This is a genomic window from Pseudomonas sp. Irchel s3h17 (assembly GCF_900187505.1).
Classification (GTDB): Bacteria; Pseudomonadota; Gammaproteobacteria; order Pseudomonadales; family Pseudomonadaceae; genus Aquipseudomonas.
This window is the reverse complement of sequence record NZ_FYDL01000012.1, coordinates 1-19,118: the sequence shown is the minus strand read 5'-3', so window position 1 is coordinate 19,118 and position 19,118 is coordinate 1. Positions and strand designations below refer to the sequence as shown.

Genomic DNA, 19,118 nt, shown 5'->3' with positions numbered 1-19,118 from the left:
CAATCAACGGCTTGGGGCCTTGCTGACGGGGCTTTCAGGGTTGCGAACGTGCCTGCGGCGGACATCGATCCAACGTTATGTAGTGCGCGCTGCGGCATACTACATGATGAATTGCGGTTGTGAAAATTAGACTAATTACGTCGTTCTGCGACCCCGTGACGCATTGCAGTCACGTCGGGAAACTGGATGTTCTCAAAAAACTATCGGATTGTTCCAGATAAATCTAAAAACTTGTACACATAATATTCTGTGTGTTGCTCTGGAGCATTGCTTTTGTGGCGAGGGAGCTTGCTCCCGCTGGGGCGCGAAGCGGCCCCGCATTTCCCCGAAAATACTCTACCGGCCCATCTGGCGACTGCTTCGCTCGAGCGCGGACCGGCCGAACGGGAGCAAGCTCCCTCGCCACACAGGCAGCGCCGCGCTGAATGTTGACCCTTGCCTATACTTGGTCTTCCAGAACAAAACTCATGACAAGAGGGCTGCGCCATGGACCACCTCGTACTTACCGTTTTCGCTCCAGACAAGCCTGGTCAGGTCGAGCGCGTTGCCCAGTGCATCGCCGAGCATGGCGGCAATTGGCTGGAGAGTCGCATGTCGCGGATGGCCGGGCAGTTTGCCGGGATCCTGCGGGTGGGCGTGCCAGCCGAGGCCTATGACGAGTTGGTGGACGCCCTGCAAGGGTTGTCGGCACAAGGGATCCGGGTGCTGATTGCCGAGAGCAGTATCGAACAGTCCTGCACCTGGAAGCCGATCGCCATGGAGTTGGTGGGCAATGACCGGCCGGGGATCGTGCGTGATATCACCCGCTTGCTCAGTGAGCAGGGGGTCAATCTGGAACGCCTGGTCACCGAAGTGCGGCCGGCGCCGATGAGCAGTGAGCCGTTGTTTCACGCCGAAGCGATCCTTGCGGTGCCGTTGACCCTGTCGCTGGACGTGCTGCAGTCACGGCTGGAAACCCTCGCCGATGACCTGATGGTGGAGTTGGTATTGCGCAGCGAAACGTAACGCGTCGAAGTTATTCAGGTAAAACTTGCACCCGCCTGTGGATAACCTGTAGAGATCACCCGCTGGCCCAGGCGGGCCACGGCTCTTCGTTAATTGCTCAAAAAAGCAGCAGTTTCAAGGGCTTGTGCACAAACGGCGGGGATCACGTTGTGGATAACCTTGGGAAGGATGCTTGCAGGCCACGCCGGCTGTGGCCTGCAAGGCTTTGTACGTTTTTTGATCAGCTGCGGCGGCGCAAACTCACCCAGGCGTCGACGCTGTACACCGCCAGGCCAGCCCAGATGAACATGAAAGCCACCAGGGTGCTGGACGACAAGTGCTCACCGAACAGCAACACGGCTTGCAGCAGCACCAGGGTCGGTGCCAGGTACTGCAGGAAGCCCAGGGTGGTGTAGGGCAGGTGCCGTGCGGCGGCGTTGAAGCACACCAGCGGCACCAGCGTGACCGGACCTGCGGCCACCAGCCACCAGGCTTCGGAGGTGGTCCAGAACTCGGCCTGGGCGCTGCTGGCGGTCGGGTTGAAGAGCAGCCAGGCCAGCGCAATCGGTACCAGCATCCAGGTTTCCACCACCAGGCCGGGCAAGGCCTTGACCGGCGCCTGTTTACGGATCAGCCCGTAAAAGCCGAAGGTCAGTGCCAGCGCCAGCGATACCCACGGCAGGCTACCGACTTGCCAGACTTGCTGCGCAACCCCGGTCGCTGCGAGCCCGACAGCGATCCACTGCATGCGTCGCAGGCGTTCGCCCAGGATCAACATGCCCAGTAGCACGTTGACCAGTGGGTTGATGTAGTAGCCGAGGCTGGCTTCAAGCATGCGCCCGTTGTTCACCGACCAGACGTAGGTCAGCCAGTTGGCCGCGATCAGCGTGCCGCTCAGGGCCAGGACCGCCAGGCGACGCGGGTTTTCGCGAAGTTCACGCCACCAGCCGGGGTGTTTCCAGACCATCAACAGCAAAGCGCCGAACAGTGCCGACCAGAGCACGCGATGGACGATGATCTCCGCGGCGGGCACGGCGGCGATGGCTTTGAAGTAGAGCGGGAACAATCCCCAGATGATGTAGGCACTCAGGCCCAATATGTACCCGCGACGCGGGTTGGCGGCTTGCATGCAAAGTCCTTGCTTAGGCAGCTAACAAAGTGGTGATTGTAAGGAGATTTGTCAGGCTGTGTCCTGTCCCAATAGGTTCGGCAATTGTGAACCGCCGTGGGAGCGAGATGGCTCCCACGAGGTTTCAGGGTGAGTCAGAACAGCTTCAACGGCTCTTCATTCAACGCCGCCAGCTGTTCACGCAACGCCAGCACCTGGTCGCCCCAGTAACGCTCCGTACCGAACCACGGGAAGCTGCGGGGGAACGCCGGGTCATCCCAGCGCCGCGCCAGCCAAGCGCTGTAGTGCATCAGGCGCAGGGCGCGCAGGGGTTCGATCAGCGCCAGTTCGCGCGGGTTGAAGTCGTGGAACTCACTGTAGCCGTCCATCAGCTCCGACAGTTGGCCGAGGCACTCCTGGCGGTCACCGGCGAGCATCATCCACAGGTCCTGGACGGCAGGGCCCATGCGGCAGTCGTCGAGGTCGACGATGTGGAACATCTCATCGCGGCACATCATGTTGCCGGGGTGGCAGTCGCCGTGCATGCGGATGGTCTGGTGCGGGGTGTCCTGGTAGACCTCCTCGACACGCTTGAGCAGGTCGCGAGCCACTGATTCGTAGGCCGGCAGCAAACTGCGTGGTACGAAATTGCCCTCGAGCAGGGTGGTCAGCGAATCATGCCCAAAGTTCTTCACTCCCAGTGCTTCGCGGTGCTCGAAGGGGCGGGTGGCGCCCACGGCATGCAGGCGGCCGAGCAATTGGCCAAGGCGATAGAGCTGATCGAGATTGCCCGGCTCCGGCGCACGGCCGCCGCGACGGGGGAACAGGGTGAAGCGAAAGCCCGCGTGTTCGAACAGGCTTTCGCCGTTGTGGATCAGCGGTGCGACCACCGGGACTTCGCATTCGGCCAGCTCAAAGGTGAAGCGGTGTTCTTCGAGGATGGCTTCGTTGGTCCAGCGCTGTGGGCGGTAGAACTTGGCGATCAGCGGTTCGCCATCTTCGATGCCGACTTGATACACGCGGTTTTCGTAGCTGTTGAGTGCCAGGACGCGGGCGTCGCTGAGAAAGCCGATGCTTTCAACGGCATCGAGCACCAGATCGGGGGTAAGTGTTGCAAACGGGTGAGACATGCTGACTCCTGCGCGCAGCAGGCTGCCGCGTCCGGCCAAGCATGGTAGCGCAGACGGAGAGGCTTTAGTGGGATCGTTCCTCACGCGTGGCAAAGGCATGCAGCCAGGGAAGCTGCGCGTCGCAAAAGCAGACGCAGAGCGTCCGGTGAGTCATTCCCACGCAGAGCGTGGGAACAATCCAATGCACAGGCTTCGTAGGCGCGCGGCTTGCCCGTGATGAGGGCCTGTCAGGCGCCGACGATCCCGCCGTCTTCGCGGCGGATGGCCATCACTGACGAACGCGGCTTGCCGTTGGGCAGGTGCTCGGGGAAGGTCGAGCCGCCGTTTTCACCGGGGTGCTGGATACCGACAAACAAGGTTTTCTGATCCGGCGAGAAGGTGATGCCCGTCACTTCGCATCCCACCGGGCCGACCATGAAGCGTCGGATTTCGCCGGTCGCGGGGTCCGCGCACAGCATCTGGTTGTTGCCCATCCCCGCGAAGTCCCCGGCGTTGCTGGAGTCACCGTCGGTGAGGATCCACAAGCGACCGGCCTTGTCGAAGCCCAGGCCGTCCGGGCTGTTGAACATATTTTGCGGGGTGATGTTCGACGAACCGGCCTTTGGCGTACCGGCGTGGACGCCCGGGTTGCCGGCCACGACGAACAGGTCCCAGGCAAACGTCAGCGAGGCGTGGTCGTCACTCTCGGTGCGCCAGCGCAGAATCTGTCCGTAGAGGTTTTTCTCCCGCGGGTTCGGCCCGCCCACTGGCTGACCTTCTTCACCGCGCTTGGCGTTGTTGGTCAGGGTGCAATAGACCTGGCCGTCGGCGGGGCTGACGACGATCCACTCGGGACGGTCCATGCGCGTGGCGCCGACCACACTGGCGGCCTGCCGTGCATGGATCAGCACCTGGGCCTGATCGGCGAAGCCGCTGCTGGCGTCGATGCCGTGCTTGCCATGGCTCAGTTCGACCCACTGCCCCTGGCCCTTGGGATGGTCGGGGTTGCTGTCGCCGGCATCAAAACGGGCGACGTACAGCGTGCCGTGATCCAGCAGGTCGCGGTTGGCCTTGGGGTTTTTGTGATCGATCCTGTCGCGGCTGATGAATTTGTAGATGAACTCGCCGCGCTCGTCATCGCCCATGTACACCACGGCACGACCGTCATGGGTTTCGGCCAGGGCCGCGTTTTCGTGTTTGAAGCGGCCCAGGGCGGTGCGCTTGACCGGGGTCGACTGCGGATCGAACGGGTCGATTTCCACCACCCAGCCGTGACGGTTGAGTTCGTTGGGGTTTTTCGCCAGGTCGAAGCGCGGGTCGTGCTGATGCCAGTTGATCTCCTTGCTGGCCGCCACGACGCCATAGCGCTTTTGCGCGGCATCGAATGTCTGTTGCGGGTTGCTGCTGCCAAAGCAGTCGGTGAAGTTCTCTTCACAGGTCAGGTATGTGCCCCATGGCGTCTTGCCATTGGCGCAGTTCTGGAACGTCCCCAGGACCTTTTCGCCCTTGGGGTCGGCGCTGGTCTTGAGCAGCTCATGACCGGCTGCCGGGCCACCGACGCGAATTGGCGCGTTGCCGTGAATCCGGCGGTTGTAGCGCGAGCCTTGGACAAAGTGCCATTGGCCGTCCTTGCGCTGCACTTCGATCACCGACACACCTTCGCAGGCCAGGGCCTTGCGGACGTCCTCAGCCGACTGCGGCATGCCGCCGTGGGGGTAGAGGTAGCGATAGTTGGTGTATTCGTTGTTGATGGCCATCAGTGCGCGGTTGTCGTCGTCCGGGAAGGCGAACAGGCTCATGCCGTCGTTGTTATCGCCAAACTGGACTTCCTGCGCCTCGGCGTTGCCCTGGCCGCTGGGGTCGAAGGCCGGGCCGTTTTTCTGGAGCGGCTGGCCCCAACTGATCAACACCGATGACGTGTAGCCGGATGGCAGCGTGATGGTGTCGCTGGTGGCGGCGGCGATGCTGTCAAAGCCCAGCAGTTTGCTCGACGCGGCGCTGACACTGGCCGCCAGTACGCTGCGGCTCAGCAGGTTGCCGCCGAGAAACATCGCGGCGCCGCACAGCGCACCGGCACTGATGAAACCGCGGCGGCTGAGGCCGACGATTTTTTCGAGGTCGGTGGCTTGGTTTTCTTCTAATAGGTTCACGTCAGGCTCCCTGCTGGTTTTGGCAGATACCTTAAGGGGCGTTGATGACACAAATGTTGCAGTACGCGATCAGCGTTTAACCGCGCTCACGGAAAGCCTGTCCGTGCCGGTCACAGCGGTGTGCCGAGCAAGACATTGGAGGGAGAGAACTGGACCTGAACGGCGTTGTCGACCTTCAGCCCCAGGGTTGCGAGGTGCAGCGGCTCGGCGAGGGCACAGAGTGTCTGGCCGTTAGGCAGGGCAATCCGCACCTCACTGGGGCCGTCTTCGGCATCGAGAATCTGCTTGATGGTTCCGCTCAGGCAGTTGTGTCCGGGGATCGACGGTTGTTCGATGGCGAGCAACTGCAGCCAGCCCGCCTTGATCAGGGCCACCACTTCGGTGCCGGTTTGCAGCTCCAGCCGCTGGGTGCTGTCGTGGGTGATCCGTGCATGCAGGGTCAATCCTTGCGCCAGCGTCAGCGTGATCAGGTCGTTGCGCCCCTGAGCGTCGATACCGGCGACTTTGCCGTGGAGTTGGTTGCGTGCACTGGTGCGCAGCATCAGCCGCCCGAGCAGATCGAGGTCGCTGGCCTCTTCCGCGGCCTCCAGCACCTGGGCCTGCAAGGCTTGCAGGCGCTGGTACAGGCGCAATACCCGCTCGCCTTCACTCGTCAACCGGGCACCCCCACCGCCCTTGCCGCCGACACTACGCTCCACCAGCGGCTGTTGCGCCAGGTTGTTCAGTTCGTCGATCGCATCCCACGCGGCTTTATAGCTCAGCCCGGCGCTTTTTGCGGCACGGGTGATCGAGCCTTGTTCGGCGATGTGTTGCAGCAAGGCAATGCGTTGCGGACGACGAACAATGTGCTGGGACAGCAGGGTGGGCAAGGACATGATGTGCGCTGCGAACGGTAATGATGGTGTCGACGTTGGCGGCTTGGCGCATGGGAGTCAAGCCAGCTCGCCGGGTTTTGCCGTGCGGGCCAGGCAATAGACGTCGACCCGCGCTGCGCCCGCCTTGCGCAGCAGTCTTGCCAGGCTGTGTGCAGTGGCGCCGGTGGTCAGTACGTCATCGACCAGCGCCAGGTGGCGACCGTTGACCGCTGCGCCGGCCATCAGCGCGAAGGCGTTGCGCAGGTTCTGCTTGCGGGCCCTGGCGTCCAGGTCCTGTTGCGCGGTGGTGTCCTGGGGGCGCATCAGCAGCGTTTCATCCATTGGGATGTGCAGGTTGTCGCTGAGCCAGCGGGCGAGCATTGCCGCTTGATTGAAGCCGCGTTCGCGCAGGCGTTTACGGGCCAGGGGCACGGGCACCAGCGCATCGGGGCGTTGGAGGCCTTCATCGAAACGATGCTGCAGGGATTGAGCGAGAAGCTCGCCCAGCAAGCGGCCAAATGGCCATTTGGCGCTGTGTTTGAAGCGGGTGATCAAGGTGTCCACCGGGAAGCCGTAGACCCAGGGCGCGATGACCTGCTCGAAGGCTGGCGGATCCCGTAAACACTGGCCGCAGGTGAGGTCGGCCATGGGCAGCGGCAGGGCGCAGACCTGGCAATGATCGCCCAACCAGGGCAGTTCGGTTTCGCAGGGTATGCAGAGGGGGTGGCAGGCGTCGGTGGTCTCGTCGCAGAGCAAACAGGTCTGTTTGTTTTTTGACCAGATGTAAACCGGCTTTCCGTGTCGTGGTTGACAGTGCATGAGTCTTCCTTAAATATGCTGAAACATCCGTGTCACGTCTGTGAGATCTCCGTTGTTCCAGACGTGTGTCAAGCATAAGAAAGGAAATGAGCCGATGAGCGCCAGCATCACCGCCAAATTGCGTCACGATTGGTCTTTGGCCGAAGTTAAAGCGCTGTTCGTTCAGCCTTTCAATGACCTGTTGTTCCAGGCGCAGACGGTGCACCGTGCGCATTTCGATGCCAACCGGGTCCAGGTATCGACCTTGCTGTCGATCAAGACCGGTGCTTGCCCGGAAGATTGCAAATATTGCCCGCAGTCCGGTCACTACAACACCGGGCTGGAAAAAGAAAAACTGATGGAAGTGCAGAAGGTCCTCGAAGAGGCCGCTCGCGCCAAGGCCATCGGATCGACCCGCTTCTGCATGGGCGCGGCCTGGAAACACCCGTCGGCCAAAGACATGCCCTACGTGCTGAAGATGGTTGAAGGCGTAAAAGCCATGGGCCTGGAAACCTGCATGACCCTCGGTCGCCTGGATCAGGACCAGACCGAAGCCCTGGCCAAGGCCGGCCTGGACTACTACAACCACAACCTCGACACCTCCCCGGAGTTCTACGGCAGCATCATCACCACCCGGACCTACAGCGAGCGCTTGCAAACCCTGGCCTACGTCCGTGAGTCGGGGATGAAGATCTGCTCCGGCGGTATCCTGGGCATGGGCGAGTCGCTGGACGACCGCGCCAACCTGCTGATCCAGCTGGCCAACCTGCCGGAGCATCCGGAGTCGGTGCCGATCAACATGCTGGTGAAAGTCGCCGGTACCCCCCTGGAAAATGCCGACGACGTCGACCCGTTCGACTTCATCCGCATGCTCGCGGTGGCCCGTATCCTGATGCCGCAATCCCACGTGCGCCTCTCGGCTGGCCGTGAAGCCATGAACGAGCAGATGCAGGCCCTGGCGTTCTTCGCCGGCGCCAACTCGATTTTCTACGGCGACAAACTGCTGACCACCGCCAACCCGCAAGCGGACAAGGACATGCAACTGTTCTCGCGCTTGGGGATCCTGCCTGAAGCCCGCGAAGAGCACGCCGATGAAGTGCATCAGGCGGCGATCGAGCAAGCACTGGTCGAACAGAAGAGCAGCGAGCAGTTCTACAACGCCGCTGTTTGATCGTTTGGAATGTACAACCCTTGTAGGCGCGAGCTTGCTCCGGGCGGCGTTCCGACGATGAACGTTAACGATAACGCGTGTTTTCTGAGTAAACGCGTTGTTTTTGAGTTCATCGCGAGCGTGCTCGCTCCTACAGGGATCGCGTTCATTTGATTTATGTGATCTGACACTCGAGGCCTGCATGTCTTTCGATCTCGCTGCGCGCCTTGCTGCCCGTCGTGCCGAAAATCTCTATCGCCAACGCCCGTTGCTCGAAAGCCCCCAGGGCCCGGAAGTGGTGGTTGACGGCCAGCCGTTGCTGGCGTTCTGCAACAACGATTACCTGGGCCTGGCCAATCACCCGCAAGTGATCGAAGCCTGGCGCGCCGGCGCTGCCCGCTGGGGTGTTGGCGGTGGGGCGTCGCACCTGGTGATCGGTCACAGTGGCCCGCACCATGCCCTTGAAGAGGCCTTGGCGGACTTGACCGGTCGCCCGCGCGCGTTGCTGTTCACCACCGGCTACATGGCCAACCTCGGTGCGGTCACCGCGCTGGTCGGGCAGGGCGATACCGTGCTTGAGGACCGGCTCAATCACGCGTCGTTGCTCGATGCCGGGTTGTTGTCGGGTGCGCGTTTCAATCGCTACCTGCATAACGACGCCGAGAGCCTGGCCAAGCGTCTGGAAAAGGCCACCGGCAACACGCTGGTGGTGACGGACGGGGTGTTCAGCATGGACGGGGATATCGCCGATCTGCCGGCGCTGGCCCGGGAGGCCAAGGCCAAGGGGGCGTGGCTGATGGTCGATGACGCCCATGGCTTCGGCCCATTGGGCGCCCATGGCGCTGGCATCGTCGAGCATTTCGGCCTGAGCATGGAAGACGTGCCAGTACTGGTCGGCACCTTGGGCAAGGCCTTTGGCACGGCGGGGGCGTTTGTCGCCGGCAGTGATGATCTGATCGAGAGCCTGATCCAGTTCGCCCGGCCGTACATCTACACCACCAGTCAGCCACCGGCGCTGGCTTGTGCGACGCTGAAAAGCCTGGAGCTGCTGCGCAGCGAGCATTGGCGGCGCGAGCATTTGAAGGTGCTGATTGCCCAGTTCCGCAAAGGCGCCGAGCAGATCGGCCTTGAGTTGATGGACAGCGCCACGCCGATCCAGCCGATCATGATCGGCGATGCCGGTCGGGCCGTGCGCTTTTCTCAGATGTTGCGCGAGCGCGGCCTGATGGTGACGGCGATTCGTCCACCGACCGTGCCCACCGGCAGTGCCCGTTTGCGCGTGACCCTCACGGCGGCCCACAGCGAGGCGCAGGTCCAGCTATTGTTAGAGGGACTGGCCGATTGCGTCCAGCAACTGGGAGCGGCGTCGAACCATGCGTGATCGACTGATTCTGTTGCCCGGTTGGGGGCTCGGTGTTTCGCCACTGGAACCGCTGGCGGCTGCATTGCAGGGGCTGGACGAACATCTGCGGGTCGAGATCGAGCCGCTGCCGGAGCTGGTCTCGGGCGACCTTGATGAATGGCTCGATGAGCTGGACTCGAGCCTGGCGCAAGATGCCTGGCTCGGTGGCTGGTCGCTGGGCGGGATGCTGGCTGCCGAGCTGGCGGCGCGACGGGGCGAACGTTGTTGCGGTTTGCTGACACTGGCGAGCAATCCTTCATTTGTGGCTCACCCTCAATGGGCGAGTGCGATGCCGGCAGAAACCTTCGACGGGTTTCTGGCCGGATGCCGTGCCGATCCGCGCACCACCCTCAAGCGCTTCAGTTTGCTCTGCGCCCAAGGCGCGCAAGACCCACGTGGGCTGTCACGGTTGTTACTGGGCGGTGCGCCGAACACCTCGCCACAGGTGCTGATGAGCGGGCTGGAACTGCTCGCGCAACTGGACACCCGGCAAGCCTTGCAAGCCTTTCGCGGACCACAGTTACATCTGTTCGCCGGCCTCGATGGGCTGGTGCCGGCCGAAGCGGCCGGTGAACTGCTGGCGCTGCTTCCCGATGTCGAAATTGGCCTGATTGAACAGGCCAGTCACGCGTTTCTTCTGGAGGACCCCCACGGCGTGGCGGGGGCCATCCAGGCTTTTTTGCATGAGTGCGGTGATGACTGATTTGTCTCTTCCCAACCTGCCCGGCGGTTTGCCGGACAAGCGCCAGGTCGCGGCGTCCTTTTCCCGGGCGGCGGCCAGTTACGACAGCGTTGCCGAGTTGCAGCGCACGGTGGGCAGCCAGTTGCTGGCGCGCTTGCCCGCGGATTGCGCGCCTGCCCGCTGGCTGGATCTGGGCTGCGGCACCGGGTATTTCAGTCGCGCGCTGGGGCAACGCTTCACTACAGGCGAAGGGCTGGCACTGGATATTGCCGAAGGCATGCTCAATCACGCCCGGCCCTTGGGCGGCGCGAGCCATTTCATTGCTGGCGATGCCGAGCGTTTGCCGCTGCAGGACGCCAGCTGCGACCTGTTGTTTTCCAGCCTGGCGGTGCAGTGGTGCGCCGATTTCAAGTCGGTGCTGAGCGAGGCCAATCGTGTACTCAGGCCCGGCGGTGTACTGGCGTTCGCCAGCCTGTGCGTGGGAACCCTGTATGAGCTGCGCGACAGTTGGCGGCAGGTGGATGGCCTGGTGCACGTCAACCGTTTCCGGGAGTTCAGTACCTATCAACAGTTGTGCGCGGACAGCGGCCTCAAGGTCTTGAGCCTGCAAAGCCGTCCCCATGTGCTGCACTATCCTGATGTGCGCAGCCTGACCCATGAACTGAAAGCCTTGGGCGCGCATAATCTTAATCCGGGTCGGCCAGGTGGGCTGACAGGCCGGGCGCGAATCAAGGGATTGATCGATGCCTATGAGCAGTTTCGTCAGGCGCAAGGACTCCCCGCGACTTACCAGGTGGTCTACGCCGTGTTGGAGAAACCTTGATGAGCGCAGCCTATTTCATTACCGGCACCGATACCGATGTCGGCAAGACCACCATTGCCGCCGGTCTGCTTCAGGCGGCGCGGTCGGCCGGATTGAGTACGGCGGCTGGAAAGCCCGTGGCGTCGGGCTGTGATGTGACGCCCAAGGGGCTGCGCAACGCCGATGCACTGGCGCTGCTGGACCAATGCTCAGTGCCGCTGACCTATGCCGAAGTCAATCCGATGGCCTTTGAACCGGCCATTGCCCCCCATCTGGCGGCGCGGGAGTCGGGCGTGGCGCTGACGGTTCAGTCGTTGCTGGTGCCTATGCGTCACATCCTGGGCAAGCAGGCCGACTTCACCTTGATTGAAGGCGCGGGCGGCTGGCGGGTACCATTGGCAGACCAGGACAACCTGTCGGACCTGGCGATGGCGCTCGGTTTGCCGGTGATCCTGGTGGTCGGCGTGCGGCTGGGCTGCATCAATCACGCGTTGTTGACCGCCGAGGCGATTGCCCGGGACGGTTTGCAACTGGCCGGCTGGGTGGCCAACATCATTGAGCCCAGGACATCCCGCCTGGAAGAAAACCTGGCGACCCTGGCCGAGCGGCTGCCCGCGCCGTGCCTGGGCAAAGTGCCGAAACTCAAGATGGTCACCGCGGAAGCCGTGGCCGAGTACCTTGAGCTGGATTTGCTGGACTAGGCTTTGCCGATGACAAGGCGCTGTGTCATTGGTGCTTTTGTCGAGTGTTTTGACACAAGGAGCGCTCACTCAGGTAGAGCGCTCTTTGTGCTTACAACGCGCCAGGGTTAGCTGAGCAGCCCTAAAACCAAGGAATAACCACTGCGGGTTTTAGCCGTCACGATCAGTCTTTTCGAAGACTGGGTGGCTACATCCGAGCAGGTCAAAGGTTTCGTTTGCCACTTCCGACTGAGATCTGGCTGACCACGCTCCGTAAAACGTCTGATGATGAACTCCTTTCCGTTAGCGTTTTGATCGTTTCCCAGAGCAATGATGTCGCCGTTCGGTTGCACGGAAATGCACGCCCACTGAAGCACGCTGAATTCATCGCGGGTTAGCACGGGCTCGCCGTCGTTGAATTGCGGATCGGCATGGCCGTCAGCGTCAAATCTCATCAGCAGAGCACCGTGCTCGGGGCCGGTGGTGAAGCCTGCGCATACCAACTTGTCGTCATACACCTCCAGCCGGTTCAGGATCGCGTTGTGTTTGGGATGTATGTATCGGGCATAACCCTTTTTGCCGAAGTCCATGTCGGGTTCGCCATCGTTCGTATAGCGAGCCAGTGTCAGTTGATGTTGCCCATTCATTACCACCCAGCCGGCCACGACGATTTTTCCGCTTTTCTGGACTTGAACATTCGCCGCATCAGTAGTGGCGCCATCAAAAATCAGTTCAATACTGCCTGCATTGGCAAATGACGTGTCCGGCGTTCCATCGCTGTTCAAGCGTGTCAGCCGGCTGATGACGTTAGAGCCGTTGGGATCTGGTCGTTGATAGACGCTTGCGATCAGGATTTTTCCATCGGGTTGCAGGCAGCCGTCCGCCATCTTTCTGGGTGTCAGCGGAGTCGTTACCCCTTCAGGCGTGAAGGGTAGAACCCGGTGGCCGAAATCCGGATCAGGGGTGCCATCGGCATTGAAGCGTGTCACAGCGGGGCGACTGACTCTGTGCAGAGTGCTATCTGCATGGTTGGTGAAGGTGCCAATCATGATGATCTTGTTATCCGGCTGGCGTAAGAGTCGGGTCGGAACCGACGTGCCATTGGAGGCGAACTCCGCTGTGGTGGGTTGAAAGTCCGGGATAGGAAATCCATCCGCGTTGGCACGGTTGAACTGGTACTTACCGTTGTGTAGTGCAATGGCCAGATTGAGCGATTCGTCGGTGTTCAGGACGACCGCACGGACATCGCTGGTTTCACCCGGTATCGGGAAAAAATACCCTCGTTCGTTGCCGAAGCCGGGATCCAGGTCCGGATCCCCGGCTAACACGTCATTCAGTTGTAACCCGTCCATACTGATGTCCTCGATGTTGGATCAAATTGCGCTCGTGTAAGAGAAGGCGCCATTGCCATATGAGACATGCGTGTCGTCATCGGAACAACTGATACAAATGACAGGTTTGACTGGCTTTGGTGGCCTTAAGAATGTCTTTCGGTTCCAGGTCGAGGTGATGGAGGGAATGACGAACGGCAAAAGATCGACGCTTGACAAGATTTCGGCGTAAACGTATGTTTCAAACAACTGTTTGACCGTCACAACAAATCATCACGGTCGTTCATTCCCGGTTACATCAGCAGAGGTTTATCGCTATGCCTGACTACAAGGCCCCCTTGCGTGATATTCGCTTCGTTCGTGACGAACTGCTCGGTTACGAAGCGCATTATCAGAGCCTTCCGGCTTGCCAGGACGCTACCCCGGACATGGTTGACGCCATTCTCGAGGAAGGCGCCAAGTTTTGTGAGCAGGTGCTGGCTCCGCTGAACCGCGTGGGTGACATCGAAGGCTGCACCTGGAGCGAGTCCGGCGTTAAGACCCCGACTGGCTTCAAGGAAGCCTACAAGCAATTCGTCGAAGGCGGCTGGCCAAGCCTGGCGCACGACATCGAGCACGGCGGTCAAGGCCTGCCGGAGTCCCTGGGTCTGGCCGTGAGCGAGATGGTTGGCGAGTCCAACTGGTCGTGGGGCATGTACCCGGGCCTGTCGCACGGCGCGATGAACACTATCTCCGAGCACGGTACGCCAGAGCAGCAAGAGGCTTACCTGACCAAGCTGGTATCCGGTGAATGGACCGGCACCATGTGCCTGACCGAACCGCACTGCGGCACCGACCTGGGCATGCTGCGCACCAAGGCCGAGCCTCAGGCAGATGGCTCCTACAAGGTTTCCGGCACCAAGATCTTCATCTCGGCCGGTGAGCACGACATGGCCGACAACATCGTCCACATCGTTCTGGCTCGCCTGCCGGATGCACCGGCGGGTACCAAAGGTATTTCGCTGTTCATCGTTCCAAAGTTCCTGCCGAATGCCGATGGCAGCATCGGTGCACGCAACGCCGTGACCTGTGGTTCCCTGGAACACAAAATGGGTATCCACGGTAACGCCACCTGCGTGATGAACTTCGACGCGGCCACCGGTTTCCTGATCGGCCCGGCGAACAAAGGCCTGAACTGCATGTTCACCTTCATGAACACCGCCCGCCTGGGTACGGCACTGCAAGGTCTGGCCCACGCCGAGATCGGTTTCCAGGGTGGCCTGAAATACGCTCGCGATCGCCTGCAAATGCGCTCCCTGACTGGCCCGAAAGCGCCGGACAAAGCCGCTGACCCGATCATCGTGCACCCGGATGTACGTCGTATGCTGTTGACCATGAAGGCGTTCGCCGAAGGCAACCGTGCGATGGTTTACTTCACCGCCAAGCAAGTCGACATCGTCAAGTACGGTGTGGATGAAGAAGAGAAGAAGAAAGCCGACGCACTGCTGGCCTTCATGACGCCAATCGCCAAGGCCTTCATGACCGAAGTCGGTTTCGAGTCGGCTAACCATGGCGTGCAGATCTATGGCGGCCACGGCTTCATCGCTGAGTGGGGCATGGAGCAGAACGTTCGCGACAGCCGTATTTCCATGCTGTACGAAGGCACCACCGGTATCCAGGCACTCGACCTGTTGGGCCGTAAAGTGCTGATGACTCAAGGCGAGGCCCTGAAAGGCTTCACCAAGATCGTCCACAAGTTCTGCCAGACCAACGAAGGCAACGAAGCGGTCAAGGAGTTCGTCACACCGCTGGCTGCACTGAACAAGGAATGGGGCGAACTGACCATGAAGGTCGGTATGGCGGCGATGAAAGACCGCGAGGAAGTGGGCGCGGCGTCCGTGGACTACCTGATGTACTCCGGTTACGCGTGCCTGGCCTACTTCTGGGCGGACATGGCGCGTCTGGCTGCCGAGAAACTGGCTGCCGGTACCACTGAAGAGGCGTTCTACACCGCCAAGCTGCAGACTGCGCGCTTCTACTTCCAGCGCATCCTGCCGCGTACCCGCACTCACGTTGTAACCATGCTGTCGGGCGCCAACAACCTGATGGACATGAAAGAAGAAGACTTCGCACTGGGCTACTAAGCCTCAGGCCGTCCTTCAACAAGCCGCTGCTCCTTCGGGAACAGCGGCTTTTTCATGCCCGGGGGAAGCACGATGAAAGTTCCCGACTGAAACACTAAGCAGAACGCTTCGGCTGCCGTTAAAGAGTAGGCAATGTGACGCGCGTCACATTGCGTGTGCTTAATTGTCAGGATTGATGGCACAATGCCATCTGCTGATTTGCCGGGCCGGAGCTTTACCCTTGCCGCGTTCTTCTGCTGCACGCTTGAGTCACTTCATACCTTCATTGCTGCTGTTACTTGCGGGGCTTGCAGCTGCCTACGTCAAGGATCTCAACGTCTTCTTCACTTCGCTGTTCAACGTACTGCCGACCCTGGTGCTGCTGCTCGGCGGTTCGTACTGCGCGGTTTACCGCCGCCAGCGCGAACTGTTTTTGATGGTCACGGTGTACATCGCCTACTTTTTGCTCGATACCCAGACCGATTACTACCGTGATTTCGGCAGGGTCCGCGAGGACGCCGCCGTGGTGTTCCATCTCTGTTGCTTGTTGTTGCCGCTGCTGTACGGGCTGTTCGCGGCGTGGCAGGAGCGCACGCACCTGTTTCAGGACATGGTTGCGCGGTTTGCCGTGCTGCTGGCCTTTGGCAGCGTTGCCCTGGCGCTGGAGCAAAGCTATCCACAGGCGCTGCTGGCGTGGTTGGCGGAAATACGCTGGCCGGCACTGCATGGCACCTGGATGAGCCTGATCCAGCTGTCGTATCCGGTGTTCATCGCTGCCTTCATGCTGCTGGCCTATCAGTACTGGCGCAATCCACGGCCCTTGCATGCGGCGCAGTGGGTGGGCCTGCTCGGGTTGTTCTGGATGCTGCCCAAAACCTTCATCCTGCCGTTCACCCTCAACATCATGTGCAGTCAGGTCATGTTGATGATCGCTGCCGCCGTTGCCCATGAGGCCTATCAAATGGCCTTTCGTGATGAGCTGACCGGGCTGCCGGGACGTCGCGCCTTGAACGAGCGGCTGCAGCGCCTGGGGCGCAATTATGTGCTGGCGATGAGTGATGTCGACCACTTCAAGAAATTCAACGACACCCATGGCCACGACGTCGGCGACCAGGTGCTGCGCCTGGTCGCCAGCAAACTGTCGAAGATCGGCGGTGGCGGTCGGGCCTACCGTTACGGGGGCGAGGAGTTTGCCCTGGTGTTCGCGGCCAGGACCCTGGAAGAATGCCTGCCGCATCTGGAGGTCATTCGCGAGTCGATTGCCGACTACAACATTCAGTTGCGTAACCAGGAAAACCGCCCGCAGGACGATCAGCAAGGTCGCCAGCGTCGCTCCGGTGCCAGTGCGTCAAGCGTATCGGTGACGGTGAGCATCGGCGTCGCCGAGCGGCTGGAGCAGCGAACCCCGGAAGAAGTGCTCAAGTCCGCCGATCAGGCGCTCTACAACGCCAAGGGGGCGGGACGTAACTGCGTGATGGCCTTCGGTCAGAGTCGTCGTGGCGCGGTGCGCATGGCGGGCGCTGCGGGTTGAGTGATGATGGGCGTGGCAGGCCTATAACATTTCATTGGTGACTAAAAATTACAAACAAGTCACGAGTTGACCCTATGTGTCGCAAAAGTTGTTCGGGTACACTCGAGGACTTGTTGAAACCCGATCCTATGAATCACTTTTTCACGTTCCTGCGAGGTTTGCCATGGCTGACTACAAAGCGCCCCTGCGCGATATGCGCTTCGTCCTCAATGAAGTTTTCGAGGTAGCCAAGCTTTGGGCTGAACTGCCCGCCTTGGCCGACACCGTTGATGCCGAGACTGTCGAGGCGATCCTTGAGGAAGCCGGCAAAGTCACCAGCAAAAGCATTGCGCCCCTGAGCCGTGCGGCCGACGAAGAAGGCTGCCATTGGAGCGACGGAGCCGTGACCACGCCCGCAGGCTTCCCGCAGGCCTACCAGACTTATGCTGAAGGCGGTTGGGTCGGCGTGGGCGGTGACCCGGCCTTCGGTGGCATGGGCATGCCCAAGGCGGTTTCGGCCCAGGTCGAGGAAATGGTCAACTCGGCCAGCCTGTCGTTCGGCCTGTACCCGATGCTGACGGCCGGTGCCTGCCTGTCGATCAACGCGCACGCCAGCGAAGAACTGAAAGCCGCGTACCTGCCGAACATGTATGCCGGCGTCTGGGCCGGGTCCATGTGCCTGACCGAGCCGCATGCAGGCACCGACCTGGGGATCATCCGCACCAAGGCCGAACCTCAGGCCGATGGCTCCTACAAAGTCAGCGGCACCAAGATCTTCATCACCGGTGGCGAACATGACCTGACCGAGAACATCATTCACCTGGTACTGGCCAAGCTGCCGGACGCGCCGGCGGGGCCAAAGGGCATTTCGCTGTTCCTGGTGCCCAAGTTCATGGTCAATGCCGACGGCAGCCTCGGCGCACGCAACCCGGCCAACTGCGGTTCGATCGAACACAAGATGGGCATCCAGGCCTCCGCGACCTGCGTGATGAACTTCGACGAAGCCGTGGGTTACCTGGTTGGCGAACCCAACAAAGGCCTGGCAGCGATGTTCACGATGATGAACTACGAGCGTCTGGGCGTGGGCATCCAGGGCTTGGCCACGGGCGAGCGCTCGTACCAGAACGCGGTCGAATATGCTCGTGATCGCCTGCAGAGTCGTTCGCCAACCGGCGCACAGAACAAGGACAAGGTGGCTGACCCGATCATCGTTCACCCGGACGTGCGTCGCATGCTGCTGACCATGAAGGCGTCGAACGAAGGCGGCCGTGCGTTCTCCACCTACGTGGCCATGCAACTGGACACCGCCAAGTTCAGCGAAGACCCGGTCACTCGCAAGCGTGCCGAAGAGTTGGTGGCGTTGCTGACCCCGGTCGCCAAGGCGTTCCTCACTGATCTGGGCCTGGAAACCACCGTGCATGGCCAGCAGGTGTTTGGCGGCCACGGTTACATCCGCGAGTGGGGCCAGGAGCAACTGGTGCGCGATGTGCGCATCACCCAGATCTACGAAGGCACCAACGGCATTCAGGCCCTTGACCTGGTCGGGCGCAAGATCGTCGGTAGTGGCGGTGCGTACTACCAACTGTTCGCTGACGAGATCCGTCATTTCACTGCAACCGCCAGCGCCGATCTGGCCGAGTTCACTCAGCCGTTGAACGATGCCGTACAAACGCTGGACGAACTGACGGCCTGGTTGCTGGATCGCGCCAAGGGCAACCCGAACGAAATCGGTGCCGCGTCGGTGGAATACCTGCAGGTGTTCGGCTATGTGTCCTACGCTTACATGTGGGCGCTGATGGCCAAGGCTGCCTTCGGCAAAGAAGCACAGGACGATTTCTACGCCAGCAAACTGGGGACGGCGCGTTTCTATTTCGCCCGTCTGCTGCCACGGATTCACTCCCTGAGCGCATCGGTCAAGGCGGGTAGCGAGTCGTTGTTCTTGCTGGACGCTGCGCAATTCTGAGGGGTGTAACGTCATGTAAGCATTTGCTTACATGGCGTGCTGTCTTTCTCTCCTATCGGTAAATTGGATCCACAGCTAATCTACTGCTCATGGACGTCGCGCAGGAAGCGCAAAGCAACAACACGGACACGTAGGATTCTGCCAGGACGGTGGAGTGAAATGGATGTCAGGGAAACAGTCTGCAAAGCCCCGCTTCGGCGGGGTTTTCTTTTGGTGCGCCAGGCATGGCGCGTTGCGCGCAAGCGCAATCAGCTTGGCCGTGGTGGCCTCGCTGGTGACTTGGAGGTGCAAGTCCTCTACACACCCGGCAAGGGGAAGTGTTAGCCAGAGGCAAGGGTGTCGCGGGTGACTGCGAGTCTGAAGGAGGCCCGAGGCAAAATGCTGGCCTGACGAACAGGAAGCGGATTAGGCGGTGCAGCGGGGTAAGGTAGCCAAAATTGCCAAAGCCCAATACTTGCACGGAACGCTGTGACGTAGATCCGACAGGCATAAG

At 61.0% G+C, this 19,118-nt stretch carries 15 protein-coding genes; 9 read left to right on the top strand and 6 right to left on the bottom strand.

Annotated elements, in window-relative coordinates; translation table 11 throughout:
* The first annotated feature begins 486 nt into the window (after positions 1 to 486).
* A complete protein-coding gene (locus CKW25_RS18355) occupies positions 487 to 1,005 on the top strand; it encodes a glycine cleavage system protein R (protein ID WP_095081344.1) in 519 nt (172 codons plus the stop codon).
* Between the two features lie 220 nt (positions 1,006 to 1,225).
* On the opposite strand, the gene rarD is transcribed toward CKW25_RS18355, so the two are convergent.
* The 5 genes from rarD to CKW25_RS18330 form a co-directional block, all read right to left on the bottom strand.
* Positions 1,226 to 2,113: an EamA family transporter RarD gene (gene rarD / locus CKW25_RS18350; protein ID WP_095081342.1), complete on the bottom strand. Its 888-nt coding sequence runs from the start codon at positions 2,111 to 2,113 to the stop codon at positions 1,226 to 1,228.
* Between the two features lie 134 nt (positions 2,114 to 2,247).
* On the bottom strand, positions 2,248 to 3,222 hold the full coding sequence (locus tag CKW25_RS18345; protein WP_095081340.1) for a serine/threonine protein kinase: 975 nt from the start codon (positions 3,220 to 3,222) through the stop codon (positions 2,248 to 2,250).
* Positions 3,223 to 3,449: 227 nt separating this feature from the next.
* On the bottom strand, positions 3,450 to 5,351 hold the full coding sequence (locus CKW25_RS18340) for a PhoX family phosphatase (protein WP_095081338.1): 1,902 nt from the start codon (positions 5,349 to 5,351) through the stop codon (positions 3,450 to 3,452).
* A gap of 110 nt (positions 5,352 to 5,461) precedes the next feature.
* Positions 5,462 to 6,226: a TOBE domain-containing protein gene (locus tag CKW25_RS18335; protein ID WP_095081336.1), complete on the bottom strand. Its 765-nt coding sequence runs from the start codon at positions 6,224 to 6,226 to the stop codon at positions 5,462 to 5,464.
* A 57-nt stretch (positions 6,227 to 6,283) separates the two neighbouring features.
* Complete coding sequence (locus tag CKW25_RS18330; RefSeq protein WP_095081335.1) at positions 6,284 to 7,024, bottom strand: ComF family protein; 741 nt, start codon at positions 7,022 to 7,024, stop codon at positions 6,284 to 6,286.
* Positions 7,025 to 7,118: 94 nt separating this feature from the next.
* On the opposite strand from CKW25_RS18330, the gene bioB reads away from it, so the two are divergent.
* From bioB to bioD, 5 genes are all read left to right on the top strand, one after another.
* Positions 7,119 to 8,174 carry a biotin synthase BioB gene (bioB, locus tag CKW25_RS18325; protein ID WP_095081334.1) on the top strand — a complete coding sequence of 352 codons (1,056 nt, stop codon included), beginning with the start codon at positions 7,119 to 7,121 and terminating at the stop codon, positions 8,172 to 8,174.
* A 181-nt stretch (positions 8,175 to 8,355) separates the two neighbouring features.
* Positions 8,356 to 9,534: an 8-amino-7-oxononanoate synthase gene (gene bioF / locus CKW25_RS18320; RefSeq protein ID WP_095081333.1), complete on the top strand. Its 1,179-nt coding sequence runs from the start codon at positions 8,356 to 8,358 to the stop codon at positions 9,532 to 9,534.
* Complete coding sequence (locus CKW25_RS18315) at positions 9,527 to 10,258, top strand: alpha/beta fold hydrolase (RefSeq protein ID WP_095081331.1); 732 nt, start codon at positions 9,527 to 9,529, stop codon at positions 10,256 to 10,258. Before bioF ends, CKW25_RS18315 begins: the two co-directional genes overlap by 8 nt.
* Positions 10,251 to 11,060, top strand: a complete 810-nt coding sequence (gene bioC / locus CKW25_RS18310) for a malonyl-ACP O-methyltransferase BioC (RefSeq protein ID WP_095081329.1) — start codon at positions 10,251 to 10,253, stop codon at positions 11,058 to 11,060. The genes CKW25_RS18315 and bioC overlap by 8 nt, the downstream gene beginning before the upstream one ends.
* Positions 11,060 to 11,740 carry a dethiobiotin synthase gene (bioD, locus tag CKW25_RS18305; RefSeq protein WP_095081327.1) on the top strand — a complete coding sequence of 227 codons (681 nt, stop codon included), beginning with the start codon at positions 11,060 to 11,062 and terminating at the stop codon, positions 11,738 to 11,740. Before bioC ends, bioD begins: the two co-directional genes overlap by 1 nt.
* Positions 11,741 to 11,847: 107 nt before the next feature.
* On the opposite strand, the gene CKW25_RS18300 is transcribed toward bioD, so the two are convergent.
* Complete coding sequence (locus tag CKW25_RS18300) at positions 11,848 to 13,071, bottom strand: hypothetical protein (protein WP_095081325.1); 1,224 nt, start codon at positions 13,069 to 13,071, stop codon at positions 11,848 to 11,850.
* Between the two features lie 296 nt (positions 13,072 to 13,367).
* Between CKW25_RS18300 and CKW25_RS18295 the strand changes: the two genes are divergently transcribed.
* The 3 genes from CKW25_RS18295 (at position 13,368) to CKW25_RS18280 (ending at position 18,625) form a co-directional block, all read left to right on the top strand.
* Positions 13,368 to 15,173, top strand: a complete 1,806-nt coding sequence (locus CKW25_RS18295) for a phenylacyl-CoA dehydrogenase (RefSeq protein ID WP_095081324.1) — start codon at positions 13,368 to 13,370, stop codon at positions 15,171 to 15,173.
* Positions 15,174 to 15,393: 220 nt separating this feature from the next.
* The gene (locus CKW25_RS18285; RefSeq protein ID WP_095081321.1) at positions 15,394 to 16,683 is read left to right on the top strand and encodes a GGDEF domain-containing protein; all 1,290 of its coding nucleotides are present in this window, start codon (positions 15,394 to 15,396) and stop codon (positions 16,681 to 16,683) included.
* A 163-nt stretch (positions 16,684 to 16,846) separates the two neighbouring features.
* Positions 16,847 to 18,625, top strand: a complete 1,779-nt coding sequence (locus CKW25_RS18280; protein WP_095081319.1) for an acyl-CoA dehydrogenase C-terminal domain-containing protein — start codon at positions 16,847 to 16,849, stop codon at positions 18,623 to 18,625.
* Positions 18,626 to 19,118: the final 493 nt, after the last annotated feature.

Excerpts from the sequence above, each read along its gene's own strand:
- CKW25_RS18295 (WP_095081324.1), top strand. The coding sequence starts at position 13,368 with ATGCCTGACTACAAGGCCCCCTTGCGTGATATTCGCTTCGTTCGTGAC.
- CKW25_RS18315 (WP_095081331.1), top strand. The coding sequence starts at position 9,527 with ATGCGTGATCGACTGATTCTGTTGCCCGGTTGGGGGCTCGGTGTTTCG.
- bioC (WP_095081329.1), top strand. The coding sequence starts at position 10,251 with ATGACTGATTTGTCTCTTCCCAACCTGCCCGGCGGTTTGCCGGACAAG.
- rarD (WP_095081342.1), bottom strand. The coding sequence starts at position 2,113 with ATGCAAGCCGCCAACCCGCGTCGCGGGTACATATTGGGCCTGAGTGCC.
- CKW25_RS18335 (WP_095081336.1), bottom strand. The coding sequence starts at position 6,226 with ATGTCCTTGCCCACCCTGCTGTCCCAGCACATTGTTCGTCGTCCGCAA.
- bioF (WP_095081333.1), top strand. The coding sequence starts at position 8,356 with ATGTCTTTCGATCTCGCTGCGCGCCTTGCTGCCCGTCGTGCCGAAAAT.
- CKW25_RS18355 (WP_095081344.1), top strand. The coding sequence starts at position 487 with ATGGACCACCTCGTACTTACCGTTTTCGCTCCAGACAAGCCTGGTCAG.
- CKW25_RS18300 (WP_095081325.1), bottom strand. The coding sequence starts at position 13,071 with ATGGACGGGTTACAACTGAATGACGTGTTAGCCGGGGATCCGGACCTG.
- CKW25_RS18280 (WP_095081319.1), top strand. The coding sequence starts at position 16,847 with ATGGCTGACTACAAAGCGCCCCTGCGCGATATGCGCTTCGTCCTCAAT.
- CKW25_RS18330 (WP_095081335.1), bottom strand. The coding sequence starts at position 7,024 with ATGCACTGTCAACCACGACACGGAAAGCCGGTTTACATCTGGTCAAAA.
- CKW25_RS18345 (WP_095081340.1), bottom strand. The coding sequence starts at position 3,222 with ATGTCTCACCCGTTTGCAACACTTACCCCCGATCTGGTGCTCGATGCC.
- bioB (WP_095081334.1), top strand. The coding sequence starts at position 7,119 with ATGAGCGCCAGCATCACCGCCAAATTGCGTCACGATTGGTCTTTGGCC.
- bioD (WP_095081327.1), top strand. The coding sequence starts at position 11,060 with ATGAGCGCAGCCTATTTCATTACCGGCACCGATACCGATGTCGGCAAG.